Raw genomic sequence first — 4,405 nt, forward strand, 5'->3', positions numbered from 1 at the left:
TCTACACCGGCACCCACCCCACCACACCCCCTCCCCACCTACCCCTTCCAACACCACCACTACTGGCTGCCCCGCACCACCACCGGCGATGTGAGCGCCGTGGGCCTGGAGGACACCGGCCACCCGCTGGCCGGGGCCGTGGTGAGCGTGCCCGACACCGGCGGTGTGCTGCTGACCGGGCAGCTGTCGGTGGCCACCCACCCCTGGCTGGCCGACCACGCGGTGTCCGGCACCGTCCTGCTGCCCGGCACCGCGATGGCCGAACTGGCGATCCGCGCCGGGGACGAGACGGGCACCCCCACGCTGGAGGAGCTGGTCATCGGCCAGCCGATGACGCTGCCCGAGGACGGTGCGCTGCATGTGCAGGTCCTCGTCGGCGGCGAGGAGGACGGGCGCCGGAGCGTGCGCGTCTACTCCCGGGCCGACGCGGCCCAGGAGTGGCTGGAGCACGCCTCGGGCACCCTCGCCCCGGGCACCCTCGCCGAGCAGGTGGCCGGTCCCGCCGAGGACGCCCTGACCGCATGGCCGCCGCCCGGCGCCGAACCCGTCGCCCTGGACGGCTTCTACGACGACCTCGCGCAGGCCGGGTACGAGTACGGGCCCGCCTTCCGTGGGCTGAAGGCGGTGTGGAAGCGCGACGGCGAGGTGTACGCGGAGGCCGCGCTGCCGGAGGAGCAGACGGAGCTCGCCGCCCGGTTCGGCATCCACCCGGCGCTGCTGGACGCCGCCCTGCACGCGAGCAACTTCTGTGTCCCCCCGGCACCGGGCCAGACGCTGCTCCCCTTCGTGTGGAACGACGTACGGCTGCTGGCGGCGGGGGCCACCGCCCTGCGCGTGCGCGCCCGTGCCACCGGCTCGGACTCGTTCACCATCAGCCTGTTCGACAGCACCGGTTCCCCGGTCGCCTCGGTGGACTCCCTGGTGCTCCGGGCGATCAGTCCGGAACAGCTCGCGGCCGCCTCCGGCGGTGCCGATCGGTCCGCCGACGCGCTGTTCACACTGGACTGGACCGAGCACCCCGCCGCGCCACGGTCCGAGGTCTCCTGGACTGTCCTGAGTGACGCCCGCGCCGATCTGGACGCACTCGTCGCGGGCGGGGGGCTGCCGGAGGCGGTGGTCGCCGACACCACGGCCTGGGCCACCGGGGAGGACACCGGCCTGCCCGCGCGGGCCCGGGAGCTGGCCGCCCGCGCGCTGGAGCTGGTACGGGAGTGGGTCGCCCGGCCGGAACTCGCCGACGTCCGGCTGGTGCTGCTCACCCGTGGTGCGGTGGCCGTGCAGGACACCGCCGAGGTCACCGACCCGGCCGCCGCCGCGGTCTGGGGCCTGGTCCGCTCCGCCCAGTCCGAACACCCCGGCCGGATCGTCCTGGTGGACGCCGATGAGCCGTCGCGGGACGCCCTGCCCGGCGCGGTGGCGTCCGGCGAACCGCAGTCGGCGCTGCGCCGCGGGTCGCTGTGGGTGCCGCGTCTGGTCCGGTCGCCGCGCGGGCTCGCCGTACCCGCGCACGAGCACTGGTACCTCGACGTCTCGGAGCAGGGCAGTCTGGAGAACCTGGTGCTGCGGCCGGAGCCGGCCGCCACCGCGCCGCTGGCGGCCGGTCAGGTCCGGATCGAGGTGCGCGCCGCCGGTCAGAACTTCCGGGACGTGCTCGTCGCGCTCGGCGGCGTGGCGGGGCAGGAGGGTCTGGGCGGCGAGGGCGCCGGTGTGGTGACCGAGGTCGGCCCGGAGGTCGAGGGCCTGGCCGTGGGCGACCGGGTGATGGGGCTGTTCCCGCGCTCGTTCGGGCCGCTGGCCACCGCCGACGCGCGCACCGTCGCGCCGATCCCCGAGGGCTGGTCGTACGCCACGGCCGCCGGGGTGCCGGTGGCCTATCTGACGGCGCTGTACGGGCTGCGGGACCTCGGGCGGCTGGCCGAGGGCGAGACGGTGCTGGTGCACGCCGCCGCGGGCGGGGTGGGCATGGCCGCCGTCCAGCTGGCGCGGCACTTCGGCGCCACCGTGTATGCCACCGCCCACCCGTCGAAGCACCATGTGCTGACCGCGCTGGGCGTGCCGCCGGAGCGGCTGGCCTCCAGCCGCGACCTCGGGTTCGCCTCCGCGTTTCCCGCGCCGGATGTCGTACTGAACTCGCTGACCGGCGAGTATGTGGACGCCTCACTGGGGCTGCTCGGCGCGGGCGGCCGGTTCGTGGAGATGGGCAAGAACGACATCCGTGATCCGGCGGCGGTCGCCGAGGCGTACCCCGGGGTCGGCTACCAGTGGTTCGACCTGGGCGGCGACGCGGGGCCGGACCGCATCCGGGAGTTGCTCGCGGAGCTGGTGGAGCTGTTCCGGCAGGGCGCGATCGAACCGCTGCCGGTACGCCACTGGGACGTCACCCAGGCGCCGACGGCCTTCCGGTGGATGAGCCAGGGGCGGCACACCGGCAAGATCGTGCTCACCATCCCCCGCCCCCTGGACCCCGAGGGCACGGTCCTGGTCACCGGCGGCACCGGCACCCTCGGGTCCACCATCGCCCGCCACCTCGTCGACCGCCACGGCGCACGCCACCTGCTCCTGGCCAGCCGCCAGGGGCCGGACGCCCCCGGCGCGGCCGAACTCGCCGACGGCCTCACCGCACTCGGCGCCCAGGTCCGCATCGCCGCCTGCGACACCGCCGACCGCGACCAACTCGCCACCCTCCTCGCCGACATCCCCACCGACCACCCCCTCACCGCCGTCGTGCACACCGCCGGAACCCTCGACGACGGCGTCCTCACCGCCCTCACCCCCGACCGCCTCGACACCGTCTTCCGTCCCAAGGTCGACGCCATCACCCACCTGCACGACCTCACCCGCGATGCGGACCTGGCCGCCTTCGTGGTGTACTCCTCCGCCGCCGGCACGCTCGGCAACGCGGGCCAGGCCAACTACGCCGCCGCCAACGCGTTCCTCGACGCCTTCGCCCAGTGGCGGCACGCCCACCACCGTCCCGCCACGTCCCTGGCGTGGGGCCTGTGGAGCGACACCAGCGCGCTCACCGCGACGATGGACGACGCCGACGTACGCCGCACCCGGCGGGCCGGGGTGCTGGGCATGGACAACGCCGAGGCGCTGCGGGTGTTCGACGCCGGGCTGCGGTCCGGGCTGCCGTCGCTCGTGGCCGCGAAGATCGACTTCACCGCCCTCCGCGCGCCGGACGCCGAGCTGTCCCCGCTGCTGCGCGGGCTGGCCCAGCCGGGCCGGCGCACCGCGCGGACCGCGGCCCCCGCGGCCGGTGGTCTGTCCGGCCGGCTGACCGGGCTGTCGCCCGCCGGGCAGCGCGAGTTCCTGCTCGACCTGGTGCGGGCCGAGGCCGCGGTGGTCCTCGGCCACGCCGGTCCGGAGGCGATCGAGCCGACGGTGGCGTTCAAGGAGATGGGCTTCGACTCGCTGACCGCGGTGGAACTGCGCAACCGGCTGAACGCGGCCACCGGGCTGCGGCTGCCCGCGACACTGCTCTTCGACCATCCGACCCCGGCTCTCCTCGCCGAGTTGTTCCGCACCGAGCTGGGCGTCGGCCCGGCGGCCGCCCCGGCGGCCCCAGTGGCCGTGCGCACCGCCGCGGACGAGCCGATCGCCGTAGTGGCGATGAGCTGCCGCCTGCCCGGTGGGGTGACCGACCCGGAGGGGCTGTGGGACCTGCTGCTCGCGGAACGCGACGGCATCACCGACTTCCCCCGCGACCGCGGCTGGGACCTGGAGGCGCTGTTCGACGCCGACCCGGAGCACAGCGGCACCTCGTACGTGCTGCGCGGCGGGTTCCTCGACGACGCGGCCGGATTCGACGCGGACTTCTTCGGCATCTCGCCGCGTGAGGCGCTGGCGATGGACCCGCAGCAACGGCTGTTCCTGGAAGCCTGCTGGGAGGCGTTCGAGCGGGCGGGCATGGACCCGACGACGGTGGGCGGCGGCGACATCGGCGTCTTCGCCGGCGTCATCAACCAGGACTACGGCGTGCGGAACGGGCCCGCCCCGGAGGATCTGGAGGGCTATATGCTCACCGGCTCGGCGACGAGTGTCGCCTCGGGCCGGGTGGCCTATGTGCTGGGCCTGGAGGGCCCGGCGGTGACGGTGGACACGGCGTGCTCCTCCTCGCTGGTGGCCATGCACTGGGCCGTACAGGCGCTGCGGCAGGGCGAGTGCTCGATGGCGCTGGCCGGGGGTGCCACGGTGATGGGGCGGCCGTCATCGTTCGTGGAGTTCTCCCGCCAGCGCGGGCTGGCACCGGACGGCCGGTGCAAGGCGTTCGGCGAGGGCGCCGACGGCACCGCCTTCAGCGAGGGCGTCGGGGTACTGCTGCTGGAGCGGCTGTCCGACGCGCGCCGCAACGGCCACGAGGTCCTCGCGGTCATCCGTGGCACGGCGGTCAACCAGGACGGCG

At 75.1% G+C, this 4,405-nt stretch carries 1 protein-coding gene; it reads left to right on the top strand.

Going from position 1 to position 4,405, the window contains the following annotated elements; all coding sequences use genetic code 11:
- Nucleotides 1-90: 90 nt before the first annotated feature.
- Nucleotides 91-4,405 (top strand): SDR family NAD(P)-dependent oxidoreductase (locus AXW62_RS39050; RefSeq protein WP_289306044.1); only part of this gene is annotated, 4,315 nt, incomplete at its 3' end.

This window comes from Streptomyces hygroscopicus subsp. hygroscopicus, from assembly GCF_001553455.1.
In the GTDB taxonomy this organism is placed as follows: Bacteria; Actinomycetota; Actinomycetes; order Streptomycetales; family Streptomycetaceae; genus Streptomyces; species Streptomyces hygroscopicus.